This window comes from Zhihengliuella sp. ISTPL4 (genome assembly GCF_002848265.1).
GTDB lineage: Bacteria > Actinomycetota > Actinomycetes > Actinomycetales > Microbacteriaceae > Microbacterium.
The window spans coordinates 1-24,544 of sequence record NZ_CP025422.1; the positions used below are offsets into that span (position 1 = coordinate 1).

Sequence of the window (24,544 nt, forward strand, 5' to 3'; positions counted from 1 at the left end):
GTTTCGGCGGCCATAGCGTGAGGGAAACGCCCGGTCACATTCCGAACCCGGAAGCTAAGCCTCACAGCGCCGATGGTACTGCAGGGGGGACCCTGTGGGAGAGTAGGACACCGCCGGACTCCTTTTAGACAAGAAGGCCACCCATCGTTGGGTGGCCTTCTTGCGTTAACGCGCACGTCTCGTGTCAGCGGGCCAGACGCGCCTCGAGTGTTGCCGCCGTGTCGCGGACCGCGTTCGCCAGCTCGGCCTCGGCACTGTCGTCATCGGCCCAGGTGACAGCCACGGCGGCGACCGGCCAGCCCGCCGCGTCACGCACGACGGCGCCCACCGAGCGCAGACCTTCCGCGACCTCGCCGTCCTCCGTCGCATACCCCCGAGAGCGCACCTCTCGCAGGAGCTCGCGCAGTTCGCCGGGGCGGCGCGGCCCTCGTCCGGTGCGATCGGAGAACGCGGACGCCTCCGGGTACAGTGCCCGCACCTGTTCGCGGGGGAGCGCGGCGAGCATCGCGCGTCCCGTTGCGGTCAGGTGCGCCGGGAGGCGCACGCCCACGTCGGTCACCAGGGCCGGCCGACGCGGCGCTCGCTCCTCGACGATGTAGAGCACGTCGCCGCCGCTCATGACGGCGAGGTGCGCGCTTTCCCCGAGGTGATCGGAGAGCGCGGCCACGAGCGGCCTCCCGAGCCGCGCCAACGGCTGCTGTCGCGCGTAGCCTCCGGCCAGCTCGAAGGCCGACGTTCCGAGCCCCCACCGTCGCTCTTCGCGGAGGTGCAGGACGAAACCGTGGGCGGCGAGCGTGCGCAGCAGGTGATAGACCGTCGAGCGCGGAAGAGCGAGCTCGCGGGCGATCGCGGACGCCGCCACGGGCGCCGGCCGGCCGGCCAGGTAGCTCAGGATGCGCAGGGTCTGCGCGGCGGCGGGTACCTGAACCTCATCGGTCTCGGGGATGTCTGGGATCACAGACACAGGTTCCCACGAAGCGCAGCGCGCGTCGACTCAGCGGGTGTGGAATCAAGACATGAGTGATCCTGCCCCTGTCCTCGTCGGCGCCGCCCCTCTGTCCGCCGCGGATGTCGTCCGCGTGGTCCGCCATGATGCCCCCGTTCAGGTGGATCCCGCCGCGCTGGCGACGGTCGCCGAGACCCGCCGCGTGATCGACGGTCTCGCTGCCGACCCGCACCCGCACTACGGGGTGTCCACCGGCTTCGGCGCGCTGGCGACGACCTTCATCGCCCCGGAGCGGCGCCTGCAGCTGCAGGCGAGTCTCATCCGCTCTCATGCCGCGGGGACCGGCCCCGAGGTCGAGCGCGAGGTGGTGCGCGGCCTGCAGCTGCTGCGCCTGCAGACCCTCACCTCCGGACGGACGGGCGTTCGTCCCATCGTGGTGGAGACCTACGCCGCTCTGCTCAACGCGGGCATCGTCCCGGTGGTCCGCGAGTACGGGTCGCTGGGGTGCTCCGGTGACCTCGCCCCGCTGGCGCACATCGCCCTGGCGGCGATGGGGGAGGGCGAGGTGCGCGATGCCACGGGTTCTCTGGTTCCGGCGGCCGACGCCCTCGCCGCCGTCGGCATCGTCCCGCTCACGCTCGTGGAGAAGGAGGGGCTGGCCCTCATCAACGGGACGGACGGCATGCTGGGCACTTTGGTGCTCGCCCTCCACGACCTGGAGATGCTGTTACTCACGGCGGACGTCGCGGCGGCGATGTCGGTGGAATCACAGCTCGGCACGGACGCGGTGTTCGCCGCCGACCTCATGGCACTCCGTCCGCAGGCGGGGCAGGCGGTGTCCGCCGGTCACCTCCGTGCGCTCCTCGCCGGGTCGCCGATGGTCGCGAGCCACAAGGGCCCGGAGGACGGCCGCGTCCAGGACGCGTACTCGCTGCGATGCTCGCCGCAGGTGCACGGCGCGGCGCGTGACACGCTCGGGCATGCCGCGATGATCGCGGAGCGCGAGCTCTCCAGCGTCATCGACAACCCCATCATCACCCTCGACGGGCGCATCGAGTCCAACGGCAACTTCCACGGGGCGCCCGTCGCCGCCGTCCTCGACTTCCTGGCGATCTCCATCGCCGACATCGCCTCCGTGTCCGAGCGGCGCACCGACCGCGCGCTGGACCCCGCCCGCAGCCATGGTCTCCCGCCGTTCCTCGCGGCGGAAGTCGGGGTCGACTCCGGTCTGATGATCGCGCAGTACGCGGCGGCCGGCATCGTCTCCGAGCTCAAGCGCCTCGCCGTCCCTGCCTCGGTGGACTCCATCCCGTCCTCGGCGATGCAGGAGGACCACGTCTCGATGGGCTGGGCCGCGGCACGGAAGCTCCGTCGCGCGATCGACGGGCTCTCTCGCGTCCTCGCGATCGAGATCCTCACCGCCGCTCGTGCGCTGGACCTCCGCGCGCCGCTCGAAGCGGGACCGGCGACCGGAGCGGTGCGTGACCTCGTCCGCACCGTCGCCGCGGGCCCCGGCCCTGACCGCCACCTCTCGCCCGAGATGGAAGCCGTGACCGCCCTCGTCCAGTCGGGTGCCATCGCCCGTGTCGCAAAGGAGCACATGCATGACTGAGGAGAACGCAGCGCGCACGGTACGCGCAGCCCGCGGTGCCGAGCGCACCGCCAAGAGCTGGGGCGCGGAAGCGGCCAAGCGCATGCTCATGAACAACCTCGATCCCGAGGTCGCCGAGCACCCGGAAGACCTCGTCGTCTACGGGGGGACAGGCAAGGCGGCGCGCAGTTGGGCCGCGTACGAGGCGATCGTCCGCACGCTCGACGAGCTGGAGCCGGATGAGACGCTGCTCGTGCAGTCCGGGAAGCCGGTGGGCGTGTTCCGCACCCACGAGTGGGCGCCGCGCGTGCTCATCGCCAACTCGAACCTCGTGGGCGATTGGGCGACCTGGCCGGAGTTCCGCCGCCTGGAGGATCTGGGGCTGACGATGTACGGCCAGATGACGGCCGGCTCCTGGATCTACATCGGCACGCAGGGCATCCTGCAGGGGACGTACGAGACCTTCGCCGCCGTGGCACGGTCGCTCGGAAAGGACTCCCTGCGCGGGACGCTGACGCTGACCGCCGGTGCCGGCGGGATGGGCGGGGCGCAGCCCCTCGCCGTGACCCTCAACGAGGGCGCGGTCCTCATCGTGGACGTCGACGAGACGCGGCTGGCGCGCCGCGTCGAGCACCGGTACCTCGACGAGTACACCACCGACCTCGACGCGGCGGTGGCCAGGGTGGTCGCGGCGAAGGACGCCGGTCATGCCCTCTCGGTCGGCGTCGTCGGGAACGCGGCCGAGATCTTCCCCGAGCTTCGCCGTCGCGGGGTGCCGATCGACGTCGTGACCGACCAGACCAGCGCCCATGACCCACTCGCCTACCTGCCGATCGGCATCGACGTCGCCCGCTGGAAGGAGGAGGCGGCGCGCGACCCCGAGGGATTCACCCGGCGGTCCCGTGAGTCCATGGCGGCCCACGTCGCCGCGATGGTCGACTTCCAGGACGCGGGCGCGGCGGTGTTCGACTACGGCAACTCGATCCGGGCCGAAGCACAGCTCGGCGGGTTCGACCGAGCGTTCGCATTCCCCGGCTTCGTCCCGGCGTACATCCGACCGCAGTTCGAGGAGGGACGAGGACCGTTCCGCTGGGTGGCGCTGTCCGGAGACCCGGAGGACATCTTCAAGACGGACCGCGCGATCGCCGAGCTGTTCCCCGAGGACGCGGCGCTTCACCGGTGGCTCGACAAGGCGGGATCGGCCGTCCACTTCGAAGGGCTGCCGGCGCGCATCTGCTGGCTCGGCTACCAGGAGCGGCACCTCGCCGGACTGAAGTTCAACGAGATGGTCGCCTCGGGAGAGCTGTCCGCGCCGATCGTCATCGGCCGTGACCACCTCGACTCCGGCTCCGTCGCGTCCCCGTACCGGGAGACCGAGGCCATGAAGGACGGATCCGACGCGATCGCCGACTGGCCACTGCTCAACGCCCTCCTCAACACGGCCTCCGGCGCCTCGTGGGTGTCGCTGCACCACGGCGGCGGCGTGGGGATCGGCCGCTCGATTCACGCCGGGCAGGTGACGGTGGCGGACGGCACCGCCCTCGCCGCGGAGAAACTGGCCCGCGTGCTGACGAACGACCCCGGAACCGGGGTCATGCGGCATGTGGATGCCGGCTACGAGCACGCCAAGGAGGTCGCGCGCGACCGCGGACTGAAGGTGCCGATGCTGTGACGACGACGCTCATCTCCGGGATCGGAGAACTGACAACGAACGTCGCCGTCGACGCGGATCCGACCGGCACGCTCCGGGATGGGGCCGTGCTGATCGACGGCGAGCGGATCGTGTGGGTGGGCTCGTCCGCTGTGGCGCCTGCGGCCGACGAGATCGTCGACGCCCAGGGGCGGGCCGTGATCCCCGGATTCGTCGACAGCCACAGCCACCTCGTCTTCGCCGGCGACCGGGCCGCGGAGTTCGAGGCACGCATGGCCGGACAGCGGTACGCCGCGGGCGGCATCCGCTCGACGGTCCAGGCGACGCGCGCGGCGAGCGACGACGAGCTGCGGACCCGGCTGCACGGGTTCATCCAGGAGCTGCAGCAGCAGGGCACCACCACGGTCGAGATCAAGAGCGGGTACGGTCTCTCTGTCGCGGAGGAGGAGCGCCTCGTGCGGCTCGCCGCCGAAGTGACGTCGGAGGTCACGTTCCTCGGTGCGCACGTCGTTCCGGTCGAGTACGCCGACGATCCCGATGGCTATGTCGACCTCGTCGTCGGGCCCATGCTCGACGCCTGCGCTCCGCACTCCCGGTGGATCGACGTATTCTGCGAGACCGGCGCCTTCTCGGTGGCGCAGTCACGGCGGATCCTCGAGGCCGGCATCGCCCGGGGGCTCGCACCTCGGGTGCATGCGAGCCAGCTCGGGCCGGGCGACGGCGTGCGGCTGGCGATCGAGCTGGGGGCGGCCTCGGTGGACCACGGCACCTACCTCACCGACGCGGACATCGCCGCGCTCGCCGCGTCGGACACGGTGCTCACGCTGCTGCCCGGAGTCGAGTTCTCCACGCGTCAGCCCTATCCGGACGCCCGCCGGCTCGTGGACGCAGGGGTGACCGTGGCGCTCGCGTGCGACACGAACCCCGGGTCGAGCTTCACGTCGTCCATGGCCTTCTGCATCGCCATCGCCGTGCGCGACATGGGCATGACACCCGCCGAGGCGGTCTGGGCCGCCACAGCGGGTGGGGCACTGGCGCTCCGGCGCGACGACATCGGCCGGATCGCGCCTGGGGCGCGCGCCGATCTCGTACTGCTCGATGCCCCCACCCGGGTGCACCTCGCGTACCGGCCGGGGGTGCCGCTGGTGCAGCGCGTCTGGAAGGACGGCCGCGCGGTCGTGTGACCGTCTCCGTCCTGCGTGCCTGCGCGGGATCGAAACCGCCCTTTCCCGGTCTCCCCGGGGCGCGTTCTCGATCCCGCAGCAAGGGGGCCGCGGGAACGGAACCGTCAGCCCGGGAACGGCTGCGCTGGGCCTATCGCGCGGCGCGGCCGGCGAGCAGCTCGAGCACGCAGAGGGCCGCGAGTCGCACGGTGCGACCGTCCTCGGCATCCGCTGTCGCATCGACTTCGGCGATGTCGGCGCTGACCACCCGCGGATCAGTGGCCACCGCGCGGGCGAGGGCGCGCAGCTCCCACGCCGCCAGGCCCCCGGGGACGCTGGCCGGGCACCCCGGAGCGACCGCACGGTCGCACACGTCCACGTCGATGTCGAGGTGCACGCGGGGCCCGTCGCCCGCCCCCGCGATCTCGACAGCCTCGGCCACGACATCGGCGATCCCCCGACGGCGCACGTCGTCGAGCGTGATGACCCTGATGCCCCAGTCCGTCGCGCGGCGGGCGTAGGCGGCGGAGTTCGCGAAGTCGGCGAGGCCGATCTGCACGATGCGGGTGGGGTCGATGGGGGCGGTCGGGATGCCCGCCGCAGCCGGGGCGTCCTCGACGAGTCGCCGCACCGGCGTGCCGTTGGAGATGCCGTCGCGCAGGTCGAAGTGGGCGTCGAACGTGATCAGGCCCGTCGCCTCCGCGCCGAGGGCGACCGGGTAGGTGAGGGAGTTGTCGCCGCCCAGAGCGATGACGAGGTCCGACGCTCCCGCGAGCTCCCGGACCCGCTCGATCGTCCGCGCCTCTCCCGCATCGCCGTCCGGCTCCCGCACGTCCCCGCCGTCCGCGATGCGGAGCACCTCGTCCAGGTCGATCGTCGGCGGGCCGAGGACCGTCGTGCCGTAGCGGGGGAGCGCCGCGCGGATCGCGGCCGGCGTCGCGTGTGCTCCCGTCGGGGACAACGAGGTGCGCCAGGTCGGGACACCGAGGAGCACGGCGTCCGCCGCCCCTTCGAAAGCGGGCCAGGCGCCGGCACGCGGCCAGAGCGGATCGTGGGACAGTGCCATGTCAGACTCCCGGGATCAGGGCGTGGGCGACGGTGAAGATCGCGAGGCCGGCGAGGGCGCCGACGACGGTGCCGTTCAGGCGGATGTACTGCAGGTCGCGGCCGACCATGAGCTCGATCTTCTCCGTGGTCTCCGCGGGATCCCAGCGCTCGACCGTGTCGGTGATGATCGAGGCGATGTCGTGGCGGTACCGGTCGACGAGGAAGACGGCCGCATCGGAGACCCACGTGTCGACCCGTCGCTGCAGAGCCGCGTCGGTCGTGAGTCGCTCGCCGACCTCCTGCAGGGCCTGGACGGCGCGGCGCCGCAGGCCGCTCTCCGGATCGGCGAGGGAGATGAGAAGGCCGTTCTTGGCGGTGTTCCATGCCTCCGCCGCGAGGGCGCCGACGCGAGGGCTGTCGAAGAGCGCGGCCTTGGCGTTCTCCAGCTTCTCGCGCGTCGCAGGGTCGTTCTGCAGAGCATCCGCGAGGCGGGACAGGTACCCGTCGATCGCGAGGCGGGCCGGGTGCCCCGGGTCGGCCTGCACGGCGCGGACGAACTTGACCGCCTCGTTGTACACGGTGTCGTCGATGAGGCGGTGCGCGACCTTCGGCATCCACCCGGGGAGGCGCCGCGAGACGAGCCCGGCGAAGGAGGAGGCGTTCGCGTCCAGCCAGCGGCCGATGCTGTCCACCGCGAGGTCGACGGCGCCGTGGTGCGCTTCCGCGTCCACGATCTTCTCCAGCCATGCTCCGGCGGGCGGTCCCCACTCCGGTGCGACGAGGTGCTCCCGGGCGAGGTCGGCGAGGAGGTCGCGCACGTCATCGTCGCTCAGCGCGTTCAGCACGGCCGTCGCGATCGTCGCGCCCTCGGCCGCCACACGCTCGGCGTGCGGGGTCTCGCGGAGCCATTCGCCGGCGCGGAGGGCGATCGCGGTGGTGGTGAGCTTGGTCCGCACGACATCGGCGGCGAGGAAGTTCGTCTCCACGAACTCGCCCAGCGTGCGGCCGATCTCGTCCTTGCGGTTGGGGATGATCGCCGTGTGCGGGATGGGGAGGCCGAGCGGTCGGCGGAACAGCGCCGTCACCGCGAACCAGTCCGCCAGCGCGCCGACCATCCCGCCCTCCGCCGCGGCTCGGACGTAGGCGAGCCAGCCGACGCGCTCCTGGAACGCGAACGCGACGATGAAGGCGACCGCCATGAAGATCAGTGCGCCGAGCGCGACGGCCTTCATCCGCCGCAGCGCGCGTCGGCGATCCTGGTCGGCCAGGGACAGCAGCGTCGTGGGTGTTCGCGGCATGACGTCATCCTTTCACGGGGCGAGTACCCTCGATACGTGATCGAAGACATCAAGAAGCGCGCCCTGCATCGCACGAGCATCCTCGAGGGTCAGATGCGCGGCGTCGCGCGGATGATCGAGAACGAGGAGTACTGCATGGACATCATCACGCAGTCCCGCGCCATCCAGCGCTCTCTGGAGTCGCTCAACCGCTTGCTGCTGGAGAATCACCTGCGCACCCACGTCACCCATATGTTCGAGGACGGGGGCGAGGAGCGCGACAAGGCCGTCGGCGAGCTCCTCAAGGCGTTCGACTTCGACCGGAAGTAGGGACGCCACAGCGCCCCGCCGTCGTGGGCGGGACGCTGCGGCCGTTCGTCAGCGTCCGCTGTCGAACACTTCGCCCTCCATCGCGTCGTACCCCTCGGCCTGCGGATCTCCGTGCGCGCCGCCCGAGATGGCGTACTCCTCTTCGGGCGACAGCACCAGCCGGTGGCGGAAGAACAGCCCGAATCCGAGCAGGATCACCACATAGACGACGGCGATGGCGATGATCGCAGGCCCGAAGGTCGGATTCAGCAGGAACCCGACGAAGATGAGCGCGGCGATGACCAGCGCGAGCACGGCGCCGGGGACGCCCCACGGGCTGCGGTAGGGGCGATTCGCGGAAGGGTACTTCTTCCGCAGGATCATGAACGCGATCAGCTGCAGACCGTACGCCAGCACGGCGCCCCAGACGGCGATGTTGAGCACGATCGCTCCGGCCACGGAGCCGGCGCCCTCGGCATCGACGGCCGCCAGCACGTCAAGGACGATGAGCGCGACGAAGCCGATGGCCGCGCCGATCACGAGTGCGACCCAGGGCGTCTGGCGCTTCCCGGTCAGCGAGAGGAACCGCGGGTAGTAGCCGGCGCGGGACAGGGAATACATGTTGCGGCCGTACGCGAACATGATGCCCTGAAGCGAGGCGAGCAGACCGATCAGGGCGAACAGCGCGAGGACAGCGGCGAGCTGATCGCCGACGATCGCGCGGAATCCGTCGAGGAGCGGTTCGCCGGCGGTGCCGGTCGCCTCGGCACCGATCACTCCGGTGTTCAGGAACAGCACGAGCAGGCCGGTGACGATGAGCGTGCCGCGGGCCCAGAACCCCGCCTTCGGGATGTCGCGTGTCGGGTTGTGCGATTCCTCGGCGGCGAGCGGCAGCTCCTCGATGCCGAGGAAGAACCACATGGCGAAGGGGAGGGCGAACAGGATCGGCAGGACGCCGTGCGGCAGGAACTCCGTCTGGCCGGGGTCGGGGGCGATGTCCCACAGCGCGTCCCAGCTGAACGCCCCGGAGAAGATCGCCATCGCGGAGAACACCAGGATGATGCCGATCGAGATGATCGAGACGATGATCGCGAAACGGAAGGAGATCGCTGCCCCCGCGGAGTTGAGCGCGATGAAGACGATGTACAGGATGAGGTACCAGATCCATCCCGGGAGCTCCAGCCCGAGCAGCTCGCTCGTGATGCCGTTCGCGTAGGACGCGGAGAAGTAGACGATCACCGCCGTCGTCGCCACGTACTCGATGGTCTCTGCTGCGCCGGTGACCAGGCCACCCCAGGGCCCCATCGCCGATCGCGCGAACGAGTACGCGCCGCCCGTGTGCGGCATCATGGCGGCCATCTCGCCGATGGCGAAGATCATGCCGTAGTACATCAGCACGAGGATGACGAAGGCGATCAGCATGCCGCCGAACCCGGCGAAGTCGATGCCGAAGTTCCAGCCGGAGAAGTCTCCGGAGATGACGGCCGCGACGGCGAGGCCCCACAGGCCCCAGACGCCCGCCGATCGCTTCAGCGTCCGTTTCTCGAAGTAGTCGTTTCCGGCTCGTGTATAGGTCGCTCCGGCGACCTTGCGGGATTCCCTGCTCTGCCCAGACATCCGCTCTCCGTTCCCACGCTCGTAGGCGCCGGGTGCACCTTGGGCATGATTGTGACAGTCAATGGTGGTTTCGTCTACCTTTAAACCGCGCAGTGCCCTACTCTGAGGGCGGAGCCGGTCGGAGATCGGTTCACCACGACGACGGGAGCGAGAAGATGTCGGGAAACCTGAGCATCGAGCAGCTGGATGCCGGCGTCGCCGCCGGCGAGATCGACACGGTGATCGTGGCCTTCGCCGATGCGCAGGGACGGCTGGTGGGCAAGCGGGTCTCCGCGCGGCTGTTCCAAGAGGATGTCCTTCATCACGGAGCCGAGGCCTGCGACTATCTCCTCTCCGTCGATGTCGACATGAACACGGTCGACGGCTATGCGATGTCGGGATGGGATCGCGGATACGGCGACATGGTGCTGCGCCCGGACGTCGCGACGCTGCGACGGATCCCGTGGCTGCCGGGAACCGCGCTGGTGATCGCCGATCTGGTGTGGGGTGACGGTGCACCGGTCGCTCCCTCGCCCCGCGCCATCCTCGACCGTCAGCGTGACCGCCTCGCCGAGCGGGGGTGGACCGCCTTCTCCGGTACCGAGCTCGAGTTCATCGTGTTCGACAACACCTACCGCGACGCCTGGGCCCGCAAGTACGAGGGGCTGACCCCGGCGACGGACTACAACGTCGACTACAACCTGCTCGCCTCCAGTCGTCTCGAACCGCTGCTGCGCGACATCCGCAACAGCATGGATGGCGCGGGGCTGTACTGCGAGGGCGTGAAGGGCGAGTGCAACTTCGGGCAGCAGGAGATCGCGTTCCGCTATGCGGAGGTGCGCGAGACGGCGGATCAGCATGCGCTCTACAAGAACGGTGCGAAGGAGATCGCGGAGCAGCACGGCAAGGCGCTCACCTTCATGGCGAAGTTCGACGAACGAGAGGGCAACAGCTGCCACATCCACCTCTCCCTCCGAGATGCGGCCGGCACCCCGGTGATGGCCGGAGACGGTGAGCACGGGTTCAGTGCTCTCATGGAGCACTGGATCGCCGGTATCCTCGCCACGCTGCGCGAGTTCACTCTCCTCTACGCGCCGACCATCAATTCGTACAAGCGCTTCGCCAAGGGCAGCTTCGCCCCGACCGGGGTCGCCTGGGGCATCGACAACCGCACCTGCGCTTTGCGGGTGATCGGTTCGGGGTCGGGGCTGCGGGTCGAGAACCGCGTCCCCGGCGGCGACGTGAACCCATACCTCGGTATCTCCGCCATCATCGCGGGCGGCCTGTACGGCATCGAGAACGAGCTGCCGCTGCCGGAGCGCTTCACCGGCAATGCGTACGAGGACGCGGTGGAGCATCTGCCCACCACGCTGCGGGAGGCGGCGCAGCTGTTCGGCACCTCGACCATCGCCCGCGAGGCGTTCGGCGACGACGTGGTCGACCACTACCTGAACCAGGCGCGCATCGAGGTCGAGGCCTACGACGCCGCCGTGACCGACTGGGAGCGCATCCGTGGTTTCGAACGCCTCTGACCCCGCGCCGCTGATCGGCGTCACCACGTACCTGGAGCGGGCGCAACAGGGGGTCTGGGATGTGCGGGCCGCGTTCCTGCCCGAGCAGTACCTCGTCGGGGTGACCGCCGCCGGCGGCATCGCGCTGCTGCTGCCTCCCCAGGACGCGGACGCGGCGGAGGCGGCGATCGCCGCGCTGGACGGCCTCATCCTCTCCGGCGGCGCCGACGTCGCGCCCGAGCTGTACGGTGCAGAGCGGCATCCGCTGACCGACCCCGCCCGCGTCGATCGCGATGCGTGGGAGCTGGCGTTGTTCCGCGCGGCAGAGCGTCGCCGGATGCCGGTCCTCGCGATCTGCCGAGGACTTCAGCTCGTGAACGTCGCCCGAGGCGGCACGCTGCACCAGCACCTGCCCGAGTCGTTGGGCACGGAGCGCTACCGGCTGGGCGGGGGTGTCTTCGCAGAGAACGACGTCGAGGTGTCCGACGACACAGCGCTCGCCGCGGTGCTCGGTGCGGGGGAGACCCGGGTGCACAGCTACCACCACCAGGGCATCGACCGCCTCGGGGAGGGGCTGGTTCCCGCCGCCCGTTCCGACGACGGCCTGGTCCAGGCGTTCGTCGACACCACCGCCGGCCATGTGGTCGGCATCCAATGGCACCCGGAGGAGAACGCCGAGGACCGGCGCCTCTTCGCCGATCTCGTCTCACAGGCTCGCGCGTTCACCGCGCAGCGGAAGGAGGGCGTCCGATGAGTACGTTCACCGTCATCAACCCGTCGACGGGAACGCCCATCCGGGAGGTCGGACGGGCCGACGTCGCGGCGACCGACGCGGCGATCGCGCGTGCCGTCGCCGCACAGCGTCGGTGGGCGGCGCTGGCCCCGGTCGCGCGAGCCGACGCCCTCCGGGCCTTCGCCCGCGTCGTCGAGGGTGCGGTCGAAGAGCTGGCGCAGCTGGAGGTCCTCAACTCCGGTCACCCCCTCGGCTCGGCTCGCTGGGAAGCGGGCCATGTGGCGCAGGTGCTCAACTACTATTCGGCCGACCCCGAGCGCCTGTCCGGGCGACAGATCCCGGTCGCCGGCGGCCTGGACGTCACCTTCCACGATCCGTACGGCGTGGTCGGGGTCATCGTGCCGTGGAACTTCCCGATGACGATCGCCTCCTGGGCGTTCGCACCGGCGCTCGCCGCGGGCAACGCCGTCGTGCTGAAGCCCGCCGAGCTGACCCCGCTCACCGCGATCCGTCTCGGTGAGCTCGCCCTCGAAGCAGGGCTGCCGGAGGGGCTCTTCGCGGTGGTCACGGGCTCCGGATCCGTGGTGGGCCAACGACTGGTCGAGCACCCCGAGGTGCGGAAGGTCGTCTTCACCGGATCCACCGAGGTCGGCGTGGAGGTGGCGGCCGGTTGCGCGCGGGCGCTCAAGCCGGTCACGCTGGAACTCGGTGGCAAGAGTGCGAACATCGTTTTCGCCGACGCCGACCTGGAACGCGCGGCGGCCGGTGTGCCGGGTTCGGTCTTCGACAATGCCGGACAGGACTGCTGCGCGCGCAGCCGCCTGCTCGTCCAGCGCTCCGTGTACGACCGCTTCCTCGAACTGCTCGAGCCGGCCGTCTCCGCCTGGCGGGTCGGCGACCCGTCGCGGGAGGACACCGACATGGGCCCGCTCATCTCGGCGGGGCACCGGGAGTCGGTGGCGTCTTTCCTCGACGGCGCCGACATCGCCTTCCGCGGTAGTGCGCCCCAGGGGGACGGGTTCTGGTTCGCGCCGGCCGTCGTCCGCGCCGACCCCGCCGACCGGATCGCGCAGCAGGAGGTGTTCGGGCCCGTCGTGGCGGTCATGCCGTTCGAGGACGAAGCCGACGCAATCCGCCTCGCCAACGACACGATCTACGGTCTCGCAGGTTCCGTGTGGACGGAGAACCTCTCCCGCGCCGTGCGCGTCGCCCGCGGGGTGCGCAGCGGGGTCCTCTCCGTGAACTCCCACTCCTCGGTGCGCTATGCCACGCCGTTCGGAGGCATGAAAGCCTCGGGACTCGGCCGCGAACTCGGCCCCGACGCCGCCGAGCACTTCACGGAGACCAAGAACGTCTTCTTCGCCACCGACGACCTCTGATCGCGGCGACCTTCACCCCTTCCGGAACGGAGAACACCATGACCATCGACCTGACCCAGCGGCTCCGCGACCGTGTGGCCATCATCACCGGCGGGGCGAGTGGCATCGGCTTCGCCACCGCGAAGAGGTTCGCCGCCGAAGGTGCCTTCGTCGTGATCGCCGATGTCGATCCCGTGACCGGGGAGGCGGCGGCGGCCGAGATCGGCGGTGCCTTCCGGCCGGTGGATGTGGCGGACGAAGCCAGGGTGGACGCGCTGTTCGACGGCGTCGCGGCCGAGTACGGGCGCCTCGACATCGCGTTCAACAACGCCGGCATCTCCCCGGCGGACGACGACTCGATCGAGACCACCGAGCTTCCGGCGTGGGATCGGGTGCAGGACGTGAACCTCAAGAGCGTCTACCTGTGCAGCCGGGCGGCGCTCCGTCACATGCTGCCGGCCGGCCGCGGCTCCATCATCAACACGGCCTCCTTCGTCGCCCTCCTGGGCTCCGCGACCTCGCAGATCAGCTACACGGCGTCGAAGGGTGGCGTGCTGGCGATGTCCCGGGAACTGGGTGTCCAGTTCGCGCGGCAGGGGGTGCGGGTGAATGCGCTCTGCCCCGGTCCGGTGAACACCCCGCTGCTGCAGGAGCTGTTCGCGAAGGACCCGGAGCGCGCGCAGCGACGGCTCGTGCACGTTCCGATGGGCCGGTTCGCCGAGCCGGAGGAGCTTGCCGCGGCGGTCGCGTTCCTCGCCTCCGACGACTCGTCGTTCATCACCGCCAGCGCCTTCGTCGTCGACGGCGGCATCACCAACGCCTACGTCACCCCGCTGTGAGCGGTGCCCACCTCGCTGTGACAGGGTGAAGGAATGAGCGAGCACTCTTCCGACGGCGACCTCGTCGAGGTGCGGAAGGCGGTCTACCGTCCCCTGCGCCGGGGGAACGCCCTCGAGGACGCGGTGGCTCGTCTCGTCCAGACGATCCGGCTCGGCGTCGTCGCGCCGGGGGAGTCCCTGCCTCCGGAGCGGGAGCTCGCGGCCTCGTTCGGGGTCAGCCGGGACACCGTGCGCGAGGCGATCCGCGAACTCGCCGACACCGGATACCTGCTGCCCCGCCGCGGCCGGTACGGCGGGACGTTCGTGGCGGACCCGCTACCGCATCCCTCGGTGATCGGGACGGTCACCCCGGAGGAACTGGACGACGTGCTCGGGCTGCGCCGAGTGCTCGAGTGCGGCTCCGCTCGCGCCGCGGCGAGCCGGACGCTCGATGCCGCGACGCGGGCCGACCTGTGGGCGCGCCATGAGGCCGCGCTGCCCGCGGGGCCCGAGGAGTATCGACGACTCGACACCCTGCTGCACCTGGCGATCGCCGAAGCCGCCGGTATCCCGTCGCTCGTCGCGCTCGTCGCCGAGAACAGGGCGGACGTCAACGTCTGGCTCGACACCTTCCCTCTCCTGCCGCGGAACATCCAGCACTCGGGGGAGCAGCACGAGAGCATCGTGTCCGCGATCCTCGCCGGGCGCCCGGACGCCGCGGAGGCGGCTATGCGCGACCATCTCGCCGGCTCGGAGGCCCTGCTGCGCGGGTTCCTGATCTGAGCCGTCAGCCGGCGGCGAGCTCGTCGGCGACGGCCAGAGCATCGTCGATCACCGCCAGACCTCGGATCAGCTCGTCCTCCTCGATCACCAGCGGCGGCGCGATGTGCAGCCGATGGAAATGCGTGAAGGGCCAGACTCCGCCGTGCTTGGCGGCGGCCGCCACCGCGGTCATCGGCGCGGCATCGGCACCGCTCGCGTTGAACGGCACGAGCGGCTCCCTGGTCCGCTGATCCCGCACGAGCTCCACCGCCCAGAACAGCCCGCGACCGCGCACCTCGCCCACGCTCGGGTGCGACTGCGCCCAGGAGCGCAGGGTCGGACCGACGATCCGCTCGCCGAGGTCGCGCACCCGCTCCAGGACGCCGTCGCGGCGGAACACCTCGAACGTGGCCACACCGGCGGCGCAGGCGAGAGGGTGTCCGGAGTACGTGAGCCCGCCCGCGAACGGGACGGTGTCGAAGGCGGCGGCGATGCGGTCGGAGATCACGACGCCGCCGAGCGGGACATAGCCGGAGTTCACGCCCTTCGCGAAGGTGATCAGGTCGGGCCGCCCGTCGAAGGCATCGATGCCGAACCACTCACCGAGCCGGCCGAACCCCACCATGACCTCGTCGGCGATGGAGACGATCCCGTAGCGATCGCAGAGCGCGCGCACGCCCGGCAGGTACCCGTGCGGCGGGGGCAGCACGCCGTTGGTGCCGACGACCGTCTCGATGATGATCGCGGCGATCGTCTGCGGCCCTTCGAGCTGGATCGTCTGCTCCAGATGGGCGAGGGCGCGCTCGGTCTCCTGTTCGGGCGTCTCGCTGTGGAACGGGGATCGGTAGAGGTACGGCCCGAAGAACCGCACAGCCCCGGAGTCGACGGTGTCGTTCGCCCAGCGGCGCGGGTCGCCGGTGAGCGAGATCGCGGTCGCGGTGGAGCCGTGGTAGCTGCGGTACATCGACAGGACCTTCCGGCGCCCGGTCGCCTGTCGGGCCATGCGTACCGCGTACTCGTTCGCCTCCGCGCCACCGTTCGTGAAGAACACCTTCTCGAACCCGTCGGGGGCGACCTCGGCGATGAGGCGGGCGAGCTCCCCCCGGACGTCGTTGGCCATCGACGGCTGGATGGTCGCGAGCCGACCGGCCTGCTGCTGGATCGCGGCGACGAGGTCCGGATGCTGGTGCCCCAGATTCAGGTTCACGAGCTGGCTGGAGAAGTCGAGGTACGCGGTGCCCTCGTAGTCCCAGAAGGTCGAACCTCGACCCGCGGCGACCGGCATCGGGTCGATCAGCGCCTGGGCGCTCCAGGAGTGGAAGACGTGGGCCCGGTCGTCGGCGCGCACCTGCGCCTCGGCGTCCGGGTCAGGAAGCGGGGAGGAGATTCCGTGGCGGTCGGTGAAGGTCGTCATCGTGGGCACTCCTCGTCAGTGGTTGCTCGGGAAGCCGAGGTCGATCTGCGACGGGGTGTGGTCGGGCCACCGCGTCGTCACGACCTTCGACCGTGTGTAGAAGTGCACGGATTCCGGGCCGTAGATGTGCGCATCGCCGAACAGGGAGTCCTTCCACCCGCCGAAGGAGTACGCGCCGACGGGCACCGGGATCGGGACGTTGACGCCGACCATGCCGACCTCGATGTCGAACTCGTACTGCCGGGCCGTCCCGCCGTCGCGTGTGAAGATCGCGGTGCCGTTCCCGTAGGCGTTCGCGTTGACGAGCGCGACCGCCTCCGCATAAGTGGCCACGCGCACGACGGACAGGACCGGGCCGAAGATCTCGTCGTCGTAGACGCGCATGCCCGGCGTGACGCCGTCGATCAGGCTCACCCCGAGGAAGAAGCCGTCGCCGTCGAACTCCTTCGTCGTGCCGTCGACGACGACGGTGGCGCCCTCCGCCGCCGCTCCCGTGACGTAGGAGGCGACGCGATCGCGATGCTCGGCGGTGATGAGCGGACCCATCTCGCTGGCCGGGTCCGTGCCGGGTCCGATCGAGAGTCCATCGATACGCGACGCGATCGCGGCGACGAGGTCGTCGGCGATGTCGCCCACCGCCACGAGCACCGACACGGCCATGCAGCGCTCGCCCGCGGAGCCGTAGGCCGCGGAAACGGCGGCGTCGGCGGCCGCGTCGATGTCGGCGTCGGGCATCACGACCATGTGGTTCTTCGCGCCTCCGAGCGCCTGGACGCGCTTCCCGGCGGCAGACGCCCGCTGATAGATCGACCGGGCGATCGGCGTCGAGCCGACGAAGCTCACCGCCTGCACTCGCGGGGAGCCCAGGAGTGCGTCGACGGTCTCCCGATCGCCGTGCACGACGTTGAGGACGCCGTCCGGCAGGCCGGCCTCGCGGAACAGCCGGGCGAGCCAGACCGCAGCGGACGGGTCCTTCTCGCTGGGCTTGAGGACGACCGTGTTGCCGCAGGCGATCGCCGAGGCGACCATCCACAGCGGCACCATGACCGGGAAGTTGAACGGCGTGATCGCCGCGACCACGCCGACCGGCTGCTTGACGGAGTGCACGTCGACCCCGCGAGCGACCTGTTCGCTGCGCTCACCCTTGAGCAGGTGCACGAGGCCGGCCGCGAACTCGACGTTCTCGATGCCGCGGGAGACCTCGCCGGCCGCGTCGGACAGGACCTTGCCGTGCTCGGAGGTCACGATGGCCGCGAGCTCGTCCGTGCGCTCCTTCAGGAGCTGACGGAGCCGGAAGAACACGTCGGCGCGCTTGATGAGACTCGTCTCCCGCCACGCCGGGAGGGCCGCGGCTGCGGCCGCGATCGCGGCCTCGACCTCGGCGGGAGAGGCGAACGCGACCTCTTTCGTGACGGCTCCCGTCGCGGGATCGAAGACGGGGCCGCGGCGGGCCGCTTCGCCGATTTCGGCGCCGTTGATGACGTGACGGACGATGTCCACGGAAGCTCCTTCGCAGAGGGTCACGTATCGAACACTCTGACCGAGGCTCACTACGCTGGGGGTGTGACCCATGCTCACAGAGAAGAGAGCGCGATCGGAGCGTCAGAGCGTCAGGATTCTGCGGCCGGTCGGACAGATCGTCCGGAACGTCAGTCCTCGTTGTTGCGCGTCGCGGACGTGCTCGCGCTTCCGGCGGTACAGCGGGGCGTGCCGACGGTGCTCGTCGGTGGGCGCGCGCTCGACGCGGGCGTGCGCTGGGTCCACGTCTCGGACAGCGCCGCTGTCGCCCGCCTCCTCGACGGCGGAGAACTGCTGCTCACGACGGGCGCGGCCTGGCCGACCGCACCGGCACAGCTCCGTGCCCTCGTGGCCGAGCTCACGGCCGTCGGGGTCTCGGGCATCGTCATCGAGCTCGGCGCCCGGATGCCCCGCGTTCCGGAGGCGGTCGTCCAGGCGTGCGCCTCCTCCGGTCTCGCTCTCGTCGCGCTCGCCGCAGAGGTCAAGTTCGTCGCGGTGACCGAGGCCGTGCATCGCGCCTTGATCGAGGCGCAGACGGAGGCGTTGCGCGAGCGTCAGCGTCTGCACGATCTCTTCACCGCCCTCAGTCTGCGGGGCGCGCCCGCCGATGTGGTCGTGGCGGAGGTCGCCCGCGCGCTCGACGCCCCCGTCCACCTGGAGAACCCCGCGGGCGAGGTGGTCGCGATCGAAGCCCTCCGCGTCCCTGTCAGCGAAGCCCTCCCTCCGCCGGGTGCGGGCGACCGCGACCGCGTGCCGGTGCAGGCCCGCGGTGTGCGCTGGGGCTGGCTCGTCGCAGGCGACGGTCCCGCGCATCCCGCCGGCCGTGCCACCGTCATGGAGCTGGGCGCGACGGCCCTCGCGTTCGGCTGCCTCGCCGACGGAGAGGGCGCGTGGACCGTGCTCGCGCATCGGAGCCTTATCGACGATCTCCTCGGCGCGCGCTTCGCCCGCGAGGAGGACATCGCGGCACGCCTCCGGCGACTCGGGCTCGACCCGGCGGCCGGGATCGGTCACGGGCTCGTGCTCCACACGGACGAGGCTCCGGACCGCATCATCGCCCGAGCGCGCGCGGCGGGCGTGGTGGCGGTGGGCTCGCGGCGAGGAGCCGACGTGGTGCTGCTCGTCGCGGCCGGAGCCGGCGCGCTGACCGATGCCATCGTCCAGCGCGTGTCCGGCGGTGTGCCCGCGGTCCTCGGGCCGGGCGCCGACGACGTCCTCGGGCTGTTCGCTTCGACGCGTGCCGCGCTCGAGCTTGCCGGCCGATCGTCCGGAAGCCACGGGCCACGCGTCCTCCGCGTCGCAGACCGGCCGCTGGAACGTCTCGTGTCCGCCCTGCGTGACGACCGTCGTCTCCAGGCGCACAGCGAGCAGATGCTGGATCCGCTGGTCCGCCACGACCGCGATCGCCGGGGTGATCTGCTCGACGTCCTCGCCGCGCTCGTCGCGCATCCGGGGAACCGGTCCGCGGCGGCGGCGGCGAGCCACCTCTCCCGCTCGGTGTTCTATCAGCGCCTCGCCGTCATCGGTGATCTGCTCGGCGCTGATCTGGATGACGGGGAGACGCTCGCCGCCTTGCACCTCGCCCTCCTCGCCCGGCGTCGCGACGAGACCCGCACGACCTGAGTCGCGCCGTCAGCGCGTGCCCCAGGTGAACTGCTGCTTCTGGAGCTTGGCGTAGATGAAGGTCTCGGTCGACACCACGCCGTCGATCGGGCGGATGCGGTCGTTGACGAGCGCCAGCAGGTGGTCGTCGTCCTCGCAGACCGCCTCGACGAGCACATCGAACGACCCGACCGTGATCACCACGTAGTCGACCGCGTCGATGGCGGCGATCGCCTCCGCCACGCCCCGCGCGTCGCCCGCGACCTTGACGCCCACCATCGCCTGCCGATGGAAGCCGAGTTGCATCGGATCGGTCACGGCGACGATCTGCATGACCCCCGACTCCGTGAGGCGCTGCACCCGCTGCCGGACGGCGGCCTCGCTCAGGCCGACGATCCGGCCGATCTCGGAGTACGAGCGTCGCCCGTCCTGCTGCAGCATCTCGACGATGGTCTTGGAGATCGCGTCGAGGGGATGGTCCTTCTTCGACGGTGCCATGGTGTGATCCTGGCACTGCGGGCGCTGGCGGACAACGGGGTCCGTCGCGCCGGTCAGGCCTCGATCGGACCGAGCCAGGCGCTCGCCGCGGTGGCGTGCGCCGACTCCGGGTCGGACGGGTGGAACACACCGGCGAGGACGTCGCGGTAGAGCCGGGAGAGCTCGTTGCCGGAGAAGTACGAGCCGCCGCCGGCGACCAACATGGCCTCGTCGACCACCTGCTTGGCCATCGTCACCGCCCGGTGCTTCACACCCGAGAGGGCGGGGAACCACCGGGCGCCGTGGTCCGCCCGCTCATCCACGTCACGGGCCAGGGCGGCGATCTGCGGCGGGAGGGCGTCGTAGGCGAGGGCCATCTCGGCGATGCGCCAGCGGATGTCCGGGTCCTGGCTGTACGCGGCGCCGCTCTTCTTGGAGCGACGTCGGTGGGCCGTCGCCACGGCCAGCTCGAGGGCCCGGCGCGCGATGCCGGTGTAGACGGAGGCGAGGAGGGTCTCGAAGACGGAGAAGATGCCGAAGACGATCGGATCGGGGCTGGGCCCGGGATCGATACGGCGCACCACGTGCGCCGCGTCCGCGACGGCGCCGTCGAGCCGCGTGGTCCGGCTCTGGGTGCCCCGCATACCGAGGGTGTCCCAGTCGTCCGCGGTCGTGACCGCGGACGTGCGGTCGACGAAGGCGAACACGAGCTTCGGCGCATCCGGACTCGTGGTGTCGAGTCCGTGCAGACCGAGCTTCGTCCATACGGGTGCGAGCGAGGTGAAGATCTTGGTGCCGGTGAAGACGTAGCCGCCGGCCTCGTCAGGGACGGCCACCGTGTCGCTCCCGAACAGCACGAGGTCGTTGCCGCCCTCGCTGATCCCGAACGCGAAGACCTCGCCGGCCACGGCGCCGTCCTGCACGAACTCCAGGCCGGGGACTCCTCGGTCCGAGAAGACCTTCGCGACGCCGGTCCAGACGAGGTGCATGTTGATCGCGAGGGCCGTCGCCGGCGCCGCTCCCGCGAGCCGCTGCTGGAGGAGGGCGGCCTGCTCCAGGCCGAGTCCCGCGCCTCCGCGCTCGCGGGGCACGAGGATCGACAGGTAGCCGGCCGCGCGGAGCTCGTCGAGGTCGGCCTGCGGGAACGTGTTCTCCCTGTCGTGGATCGGTGCGCGCTCGCGGATGCGGTCGAGCAGGTCGTCGGGGAGATACGCCGACGGATCGAAGTCGTTCATGCCAGAGCCTCCAGGAGCTGTCGGATCGATTCCTCCGGGCGGTCGCGGTGCACCGAGTGGCCGGCGCCGGCCACGACCGACAGGGAGATGCGGGGATTGCTCGCGAGCACCTCGTCGGCGAGGGCGCCCGTGAAGATGCTGGAGACCGCCGGATCGCCACCGATCACCTGGGTGGGTACGGTCAGACGAGCCGCGTGCGGGCGGACATCCCAGGGCCGGTTCTGCACGCTGGTCTGCTCGACCGCCCAGGCGCTCGCCCGCCGGACGGCGTCGACCTTCAGCTCCTGGTCCTGCGGGTGCCAGTGCGGGTGCTCCTGCTGCACGGTGGCGAGGCGGTTGTCAGCGAAGGCGCGCTCCTGGCTGCGGCGCACGATACCTGCATCCCGCTCGTCGACGTGGATCGCGGGATCGAGGAGGACGAGGCGCCGTGTCCAGGTCCGGTCGTCCGCGGCGGCCACGGTGCCGGCGGCGCCACCGAGTGAGTGTCCGATGACCGCGTCCCAGGCGCCCCCGTCGGCGGGTCGCGTCGCGACGAGGTCCGCCGCATATCCCGCGACGGAATAGTCGAGCGTCCGCGGGGCGTCGCCGTGGCCGCGCAGGTCGACCGCCGTCGCGTGCCAGCTGGCTGCCGCGAGGGCATCGCCGAGGCGCCACATGAGTGCGCCGGAGGAGCCGAGACCGTGCACGAGGAGCGCGTGTCGTGACGCGGAGGGATCGCCCCAGGTCAAGCGGGGAAGGGTGACGGGTGCGGGCATGGCACCAGCCTACGACCGCACTCCGAGGCGGGGCGGCGGACAGAATCAGTGCGCGGGCTCGAGGGGCGGCAGGTCGGCGGCGATTCGGAGCACCCGTGCAGCGGCCTCGTGCCCGGCGGACAGGCGAGCCGCCAGGTCGGCGCCGTCGAGCGTCGCGGCGAGGAAGCCGGAGGCGAAGGCGTCGCCGGCACCGACGGGCTCGACCACCTCGACGCGCGGCGCCGGAACGAACACCGGATCCGCCTCGCCCGCGAAGGCCGTCGCGCCGACATCGCCGTCCTTGACGACGAGCAGACCGCAGTGCGGGAGGTGGGCGCGGATGTCGGCGGCGGTGGCGGTTCCCCAGATGCGCTCGGCCTCGTCGCGGCCCACGAAGGCGATGTCGGCGGCGTCGGCCAGGCGCGCGAGGGTGGCGGCGGCCGCCTCGGGGCTCCACAGGGCGCGGCGGTCGTTCACGTCGAACGAGACGACGGCCCCCGCGGCGCGCGCGTCGGCGAAGAGGCGGTCGACCATGGCCAGGCACGTCGCGGACAGTGCCGGGGTGATGCCGGTGGTGTGCACGATGCGCACGCCGTCGAGCTGCGCGGGGGAGAGGAAGCCCGGCGCCATGCGGGAGGCAGCGGAGCCGCGGCGGTAGTAGTAGACCGCGGAGGACTCGACGCCGGGATCCTTGAACATCACGCCGGTGGGGGCCTCCGCATCGAGCTCGGTCCACAGCTCCACCCGGCGCCGCTCCAGCTCCGCCGCGAGACGGCGACCGAGGGGGTCGTCCCCGAACCGGGAGGCCCAGACGGCCCGGTGACCCGCCGCCGCGACGCCGACCGCGACATTCGCCTCCGCGCCCGCGTGGGTGATCGACGCGGTGTCGGCGGTCGCGAGGTCGGCACCGGTCGGTGTGATCAGGGCCATCGATTCGCCGACGCACACGATCGCGGGGGAGGAGGACGGAACGGAGGGGCTCATGAGGGGGTGACCGCCAGGGGCTCGGTGTCGGGGTGGGGGCTGGCGTCGCGGTGACGCAGGTCGGGGAAGGAACGCACGAAGACGATGGAGACGAGAAGTCCGACGCCCGCGAAGATCGTCGCGGCCAGGTACGCGCCGCGCCAGTCGCCCACGTCGACGAGGAACCCGGCCACCGCCGATCCGGCCGCGGCGCCGATGAGCTGACCGGTGCCCGCCCAGCCGAAGGCCTCGGCGGTCTCGCTGAACTTCACGCTGGCCGTGGTGATCGCGAACAGCACCGCGAGGGCGGGGGCGATGCCGATGCCGGCCAGGACGAGCGTTCCGCCCAGCCAGAAGACGTTGAGCATGACCATCGTGAGGGCGAGCCCGACGGTGACGATGAGCAGCCGGCGTGCCATGGCCCAGGGGCCGATCGGGATGTGGCCGAAGGCGAGGCCGCCGGCGAGGCTTCCGGCGGAGAACACGGCGAGGATGAGACCGGCTGCGAGGCTGCCGTGCTCGAACGTCGCGACCACGCCGACCTCGACGGCCGAGCAGGCGCCGATGAGGAGGAAGCCGATGACCGTGGCGAGGAGCACGGGCGGCTTGAGGACGACTTTGCCCAGGGCGTTGCGGCTACGCGGGATACGCACGCGGCCGACCTCGGGGGAGAGGATGAACCAGGCACCCCCGGCGACGAGGACGATCGCCACCAGCAGCAGGCCCTCCATGGTGCCGATCTGGGTGGAGACGAGGGTGATGACGACCGGCGCCAGCACCCAGATGATCTCCTGGAGGGAGGCGTCGAGGGAGAACAGCGGGGTGAGCTGCCCGGCGTTGACGAGCTTGGGGTAGATGGTGCGGACAGCCGCCTGCACGGGAGGGGTGGAGAGACCCGCGACCATGCCCAGGGCCATGTAGCCGGGCACCGAGAGCGGCAGCAGTCCCAGGCCGAGGACCGCGATCACGCAGACGGACAGCGTGAGGGTGAGGACCCGCCGCATACCCCAGGCGCCCATCCACCGGCTGGTGATGGGTCCGGCGACGGCCTGGCCGACGCTGGTCGCGGCGAGCACGAGACCCGCCGATCCGTACGATCCGGTCTGCTGCTCGACGTGCAGCAGGATCGCCAAGGACATCATCCCGTTGGGGAAGCGCGCGGTGAGCTGGGCGGCGATCATGCGGCCCACTCCCGGCGTGCGAAGAAGATCCCGATAGCCTGCCACCCGATAACGGTACCGGGCCGCGGAGACGTCGGTGAGATGGGTCGATGACCGACACGCCGCGACACGCCGTCGAGACGCGGTTCGACGAATTCCACAGGCCTGGGGATGTCGGAAGCCCCCCGTACCGTGCCCCCTGTGGATGGATCTCTCACGGGCTCCTCCCCGCCGCGATTTCCCGCGGGTCGACGACCGCGGGAGCGGGGGTCCGCCTGTGGAAGAAACGGTGGACAACCTGTGTTGTATCAGTGGAGAGCGGTGGAAAAACTACACGGATGTAACTACTACCCCTTGTGGTCGCACCGAATGTCCGTCCCTATATGTAGTATTGAGATCCCGGCGGAGGTCTGCCGGAGAAACCAGAGATTTGAGGGGTTCAGATGTCGATCACGGTGTACACCAAGCCTTCCTGCGTCCAGTGCAACGCGACCTACCGCGCCCTGGATGCCAAGGGCATCGAGTACGAGATCCACGACCTGTCGGAAGACCCGACGGCCCTGGAGCAGGTCAAGGCGCTCGGCTACATGCAGGCGCCCGTCGTCGTCACCGACGAGGACCACTGGTCGGGCTTCCGTCCCGACAAGATCGACGAGCTCGCGTCCCGCCTGGCGTGACC

The 24,544-nt window shown here is 70.9% G+C and carries 22 protein-coding genes and 1 rRNA gene; 12 read left to right on the forward strand and 11 right to left on the reverse strand.

All coding sequences use genetic code 11. The features are described 5' to 3' along the window. The first annotated feature begins 2 nt into the window (after nt 1-2). A 5S ribosomal RNA gene (gene rrf, locus CYL12_RS00005) occupies nt 3-119 on the forward strand. Between the two features lie 65 nt (nt 120-184). Here rrf and CYL12_RS00010 read toward each other — a convergent pair. Further along, nucleotides 185-964, reverse strand: a complete 780-nt coding sequence (locus tag CYL12_RS00010) for an IclR family transcriptional regulator (RefSeq protein WP_101844385.1) — start codon at nt 962-964, stop codon at nt 185-187. A gap of 52 nt (nt 965-1,016) precedes the next feature. Between CYL12_RS00010 and hutH the strand changes: the two genes are divergently transcribed. Genes hutH through hutI form a run of 3 tightly spaced genes read left to right on the forward strand, consistent with a single transcriptional unit; the run spans nt 1,017 to nt 5,372 of the window. Further along, the gene (gene hutH, locus CYL12_RS00015; protein WP_101844387.1) at nt 1,017-2,558 is read left to right on the forward strand and encodes a histidine ammonia-lyase; all 1,542 of its coding nucleotides are present in this window, start codon (nt 1,017-1,019) and stop codon (nt 2,556-2,558) included. After that, on the forward strand, nt 2,551-4,209 hold the full coding sequence (gene hutU, locus CYL12_RS00020) for a urocanate hydratase (RefSeq protein ID WP_101844389.1): 1,659 nt from the start codon (nt 2,551-2,553) through the stop codon (nt 4,207-4,209). The genes hutH and hutU overlap by 8 nt, the downstream gene beginning before the upstream one ends. Next, a complete protein-coding gene (gene hutI, locus CYL12_RS00025) occupies nt 4,206-5,372 on the forward strand; it encodes an imidazolonepropionase (protein WP_101844391.1) in 1,167 nt (388 codons plus the stop codon). The genes hutU and hutI overlap by 4 nt, the downstream gene beginning before the upstream one ends. A gap of 130 nt (nt 5,373-5,502) precedes the next feature. On the opposite strand, the gene CYL12_RS00030 is transcribed toward hutI, so the two are convergent. Both CYL12_RS00030 and CYL12_RS00035 read right to left on the reverse strand, forming a co-directional pair. After that, on the reverse strand, nt 5,503-6,417 hold the full coding sequence (locus CYL12_RS00030; RefSeq protein WP_101844393.1) for an agmatinase family protein: 915 nt from the start codon (nt 6,415-6,417) through the stop codon (nt 5,503-5,505). 1 nt (nt 6,418) lies between these two features. Beyond that, a complete protein-coding gene (locus tag CYL12_RS00035; protein ID WP_101844395.1) occupies nt 6,419-7,696 on the reverse strand; it encodes a DUF445 domain-containing protein in 1,278 nt (425 codons plus the stop codon). 36 nt (nt 7,697-7,732) lie between these two features. On the opposite strand from CYL12_RS00035, the gene CYL12_RS00040 reads away from it, so the two are divergent. After that, a complete protein-coding gene (locus tag CYL12_RS00040; protein ID WP_025102619.1) occupies nt 7,733-8,005 on the forward strand; it encodes a metal-sensitive transcriptional regulator in 273 nt (90 codons plus the stop codon). 48 nt (nt 8,006-8,053) lie between these two features. On the opposite strand, the gene CYL12_RS00045 is transcribed toward CYL12_RS00040, so the two are convergent. Further along, nucleotides 8,054-9,601: an amino acid permease gene (locus CYL12_RS00045; protein WP_101844397.1), complete on the reverse strand. Its 1,548-nt coding sequence runs from the start codon at nt 9,599-9,601 to the stop codon at nt 8,054-8,056. Between the two features lie 155 nt (nt 9,602-9,756). Between CYL12_RS00045 and CYL12_RS00050 the strand changes: the two genes are divergently transcribed. Genes CYL12_RS00050 through CYL12_RS00070 form a run of 5 tightly spaced genes read left to right on the forward strand, consistent with a single transcriptional unit; the run spans nt 9,757 to nt 14,783 of the window. Continuing rightward, entirely contained in the window at nt 9,757-11,112 is a 1,356-nt protein-coding gene (locus CYL12_RS00050; RefSeq protein ID WP_101844399.1) for a glutamine synthetase family protein, read from the forward strand. After that, nucleotides 11,093-11,845 (forward strand): gamma-glutamyl-gamma-aminobutyrate hydrolase family protein, encoded by a 753-nt coding sequence (locus CYL12_RS00055; protein WP_199399162.1) that lies wholly within the window; start codon nt 11,093-11,095, stop codon nt 11,843-11,845. The genes CYL12_RS00050 and CYL12_RS00055 overlap by 20 nt, the downstream gene beginning before the upstream one ends. Next, nucleotides 11,842-13,203 (forward strand): aldehyde dehydrogenase family protein, encoded by a 1,362-nt coding sequence (locus tag CYL12_RS00060; protein WP_101844401.1) that lies wholly within the window; start codon nt 11,842-11,844, stop codon nt 13,201-13,203. Before CYL12_RS00055 ends, CYL12_RS00060 begins: the two co-directional genes overlap by 4 nt. A gap of 38 nt (nt 13,204-13,241) precedes the next feature. Further along, entirely contained in the window at nt 13,242-14,021 is a 780-nt protein-coding gene (locus CYL12_RS00065; protein ID WP_101844404.1) for a 3-oxoacyl-ACP reductase, read from the forward strand. Between the two features lie 33 nt (nt 14,022-14,054). Beyond that, complete coding sequence (locus tag CYL12_RS00070) at nt 14,055-14,783, forward strand: FadR/GntR family transcriptional regulator (RefSeq protein ID WP_101844406.1); 729 nt, start codon at nt 14,055-14,057, stop codon at nt 14,781-14,783. A 4-nt stretch (nt 14,784-14,787) separates the two neighbouring features. On the opposite strand, the gene CYL12_RS00075 is transcribed toward CYL12_RS00070, so the two are convergent. Both CYL12_RS00075 and CYL12_RS00080 read right to left on the reverse strand, forming a co-directional pair. Then, entirely contained in the window at nt 14,788-16,176 is a 1,389-nt protein-coding gene (locus tag CYL12_RS00075) for an aspartate aminotransferase family protein (RefSeq protein WP_101844408.1), read from the reverse strand. A 15-nt stretch (nt 16,177-16,191) separates the two neighbouring features. After that, the gene (locus CYL12_RS00080; protein WP_101844410.1) at nt 16,192-17,676 is read right to left on the reverse strand and encodes a CoA-acylating methylmalonate-semialdehyde dehydrogenase; all 1,485 of its coding nucleotides are present in this window, start codon (nt 17,674-17,676) and stop codon (nt 16,192-16,194) included. A gap of 159 nt (nt 17,677-17,835) precedes the next feature. Between CYL12_RS00080 and CYL12_RS00085 the strand changes: the two genes are divergently transcribed. Then, the gene (locus tag CYL12_RS00085) at nt 17,836-19,317 is read left to right on the forward strand and encodes a PucR family transcriptional regulator (protein ID WP_233486789.1); all 1,482 of its coding nucleotides are present in this window, start codon (nt 17,836-17,838) and stop codon (nt 19,315-19,317) included. A gap of 9 nt (nt 19,318-19,326) precedes the next feature. Here CYL12_RS00085 and CYL12_RS00090 read toward each other — a convergent pair whose 3' ends face one another. The 5 genes from CYL12_RS00090 to CYL12_RS00110 are packed head-to-tail and all read right to left on the reverse strand — an operon-like array spanning nt 19,327 to nt 23,931. Further along, on the reverse strand, nt 19,327-19,794 hold the full coding sequence (locus tag CYL12_RS00090; RefSeq protein WP_101844412.1) for an Lrp/AsnC family transcriptional regulator: 468 nt from the start codon (nt 19,792-19,794) through the stop codon (nt 19,327-19,329). Nucleotides 19,795-19,847: 53 nt separating this feature from the next. After that, nucleotides 19,848-21,008 carry an acyl-CoA dehydrogenase family protein gene (locus CYL12_RS00095; RefSeq protein ID WP_101844415.1) on the reverse strand — a complete coding sequence of 387 codons (1,161 nt, stop codon included), beginning with the start codon at nt 21,006-21,008 and terminating at the stop codon, nt 19,848-19,850. Then, a complete protein-coding gene (locus CYL12_RS00100) occupies nt 21,005-21,763 on the reverse strand; it encodes an alpha/beta fold hydrolase (protein WP_101844417.1) in 759 nt (252 codons plus the stop codon). The genes CYL12_RS00095 and CYL12_RS00100 overlap by 4 nt, the downstream gene beginning before the upstream one ends. A gap of 45 nt (nt 21,764-21,808) precedes the next feature. Continuing rightward, nucleotides 21,809-22,726 carry a sugar kinase gene (locus CYL12_RS00105; RefSeq protein WP_101844419.1) on the reverse strand — a complete coding sequence of 306 codons (918 nt, stop codon included), beginning with the start codon at nt 22,724-22,726 and terminating at the stop codon, nt 21,809-21,811. After that, nucleotides 22,723-23,931 (reverse strand): MFS transporter, encoded by a 1,209-nt coding sequence (locus CYL12_RS00110; RefSeq protein WP_199399163.1) that lies wholly within the window; start codon nt 23,929-23,931, stop codon nt 22,723-22,725. Before CYL12_RS00110 ends, CYL12_RS00105 begins: the two co-directional genes overlap by 4 nt. Nucleotides 23,932-24,308: 377 nt before the next feature. Here CYL12_RS00110 and nrdH point away from each other — a divergent pair, with 377 nt between their 5' ends. Beyond that, nucleotides 24,309-24,542, forward strand: coding sequence for a glutaredoxin-like protein NrdH (gene nrdH / locus CYL12_RS00115; protein WP_017202656.1), 234 nt, complete (start codon nt 24,309-24,311; stop codon nt 24,540-24,542). Nucleotides 24,543-24,544: the final 2 nt, after the last annotated feature.

Coding starts and splice junctions, on each gene's coding strand:
- CYL12_RS00030 (WP_101844393.1), bottom strand. CDS start 6,417: ATGGCACTGTCCCACGATCCGCTCTGGCCGCGTGCCGGCGCCTGGCCC.
- CYL12_RS00045 (WP_101844397.1), bottom strand. CDS start 9,601: ATGTCTGGGCAGAGCAGGGAATCCCGCAAGGTCGCCGGAGCGACCTAT.
- CYL12_RS00060 (WP_101844401.1), top strand. CDS start 11,842: ATGAGTACGTTCACCGTCATCAACCCGTCGACGGGAACGCCCATCCGG.
- CYL12_RS00035 (WP_101844395.1), bottom strand. CDS start 7,696: ATGCCGCGAACACCCACGACGCTGCTGTCCCTGGCCGACCAGGATCGC.
- nrdH (WP_017202656.1), top strand. CDS start 24,309: ATGTCGATCACGGTGTACACCAAGCCTTCCTGCGTCCAGTGCAACGCG.
- CYL12_RS00050 (WP_101844399.1), top strand. CDS start 9,757: ATGTCGGGAAACCTGAGCATCGAGCAGCTGGATGCCGGCGTCGCCGCC.
- hutH (WP_101844387.1), top strand. CDS start 1,017: ATGAGTGATCCTGCCCCTGTCCTCGTCGGCGCCGCCCCTCTGTCCGCC.
- CYL12_RS00105 (WP_101844419.1), bottom strand. CDS start 22,726: ATGAGCCCCTCCGTTCCGTCCTCCTCCCCCGCGATCGTGTGCGTCGGC.
- CYL12_RS00075 (WP_101844408.1), bottom strand. CDS start 16,176: ATGACGACCTTCACCGACCGCCACGGAATCTCCTCCCCGCTTCCTGAC.
- CYL12_RS00090 (WP_101844412.1), bottom strand. CDS start 19,794: ATGGCACCGTCGAAGAAGGACCATCCCCTCGACGCGATCTCCAAGACC.
- CYL12_RS00100 (WP_101844417.1), bottom strand. CDS start 21,763: ATGCCCGCACCCGTCACCCTTCCCCGCTTGACCTGGGGCGATCCCTCC.
- CYL12_RS00095 (WP_101844415.1), bottom strand. CDS start 21,008: ATGAACGACTTCGATCCGTCGGCGTATCTCCCCGACGACCTGCTCGAC.
- hutU (WP_101844389.1), top strand. CDS start 2,551: ATGACTGAGGAGAACGCAGCGCGCACGGTACGCGCAGCCCGCGGTGCC.
- CYL12_RS00065 (WP_101844404.1), top strand. CDS start 13,242: ATGACCATCGACCTGACCCAGCGGCTCCGCGACCGTGTGGCCATCATC.
- CYL12_RS00070 (WP_101844406.1), top strand. CDS start 14,055: ATGAGCGAGCACTCTTCCGACGGCGACCTCGTCGAGGTGCGGAAGGCG.